At 31.2% G+C, this 881-nt stretch carries 2 protein-coding genes and 1 pseudogene; all 3 read left to right on the forward strand.

Features of this window, described 5'->3' with window-relative positions:
- Positions 1–114: pseudogene (locus tag JMW94_RS14715) on the forward strand (IS5/IS1182 family transposase); the annotation flags it as partial.
- A gap of 90 nt (positions 115–204) precedes the next feature.
- Positions 205–519: a hypothetical protein gene (locus tag JMW94_RS14720; RefSeq protein WP_201604899.1), complete on the forward strand. Its 315-nt coding sequence runs from the start codon at positions 205–207 to the stop codon at positions 517–519.
- Between the two features lie 60 nt (positions 520–579).
- A complete protein-coding gene (locus tag JMW94_RS14725) occupies positions 580–774 on the forward strand; it encodes a hypothetical protein (RefSeq protein ID WP_201604900.1) in 195 nt (64 codons plus the stop codon).
- Positions 775–881: the final 107 nt, after the last annotated feature.

The raw sequence follows: 881 nt of genomic DNA on the forward strand, positions 1-881 counted from the left end.
AACTTCTTTGCCAAGATTAAGCAGTATCGTGCGATTGCCACTCGCTATGACAAGTTAGCCTGTCATTTCTTAAGTGCGGTTCATCTAGTTTCTTGTGTCGTTTGGCTTAATTGATGACACGCCCTAGTTAGTTGTTAAAAGTTAGAGGTTACTACTTAACTAGTCTCTCTAAAATACCACATTTATAATAAAGGATTGATTTTAATGAATATTAAAGAGAAATTAAAAAAAGAAAATTGGAACTATGAAATAGCAGACGGTGAATATTACGGATATTATTCACTAACTGAACATCTCTTAGCTTTAGCTAAAGAATCTACAAATAATAGTAAAGAAAGCCAAGCAAAAATATTCAACTTATTAGCACAGCTTTGTCATTTAGATTTTGATGCAAATAATAAATTATTTCCTTATGGGGACATTCAAAATATCGTAACAGATAAAATAGAATGGCTTACAGATATAATAGACGATATTCATGAACCACTGCTGAAAAATAGAGTTGCTGATATACTTTGATTATACCATGATCATAGAAATATTACATACGTCCATCAGGTTATTGATTCAGCAACATCTATGGATTTAAATCAAAATTTTGCTAGCCAAGATATTTTAGCATGCTTTAGAAGAGCAACAATACTTGCTCTAGGAACAAATCAAAAGGTTAAAATTAATGAGCTTTATACTTATTTATTATTAGAAATAGATAATAGTACCGATGAAAGATACTTCAAACTGGGTATTGCTAGAGTTATAGTCAGTCTTTTATAAATAAGATACAATACTTTTAAAATAAGCGACACGGCAGAAGAATACATGACCTATTCAGCAGACTTTCGAGCGCAAGTGATCAAAAGTGTCCAAAACAAAGACATGAG

Source organism: Psychrobacter immobilis (genome assembly GCF_904846185.1).
Lineage (GTDB): Bacteria > Pseudomonadota > Gammaproteobacteria > Pseudomonadales > Moraxellaceae > Psychrobacter > Psychrobacter immobilis_B.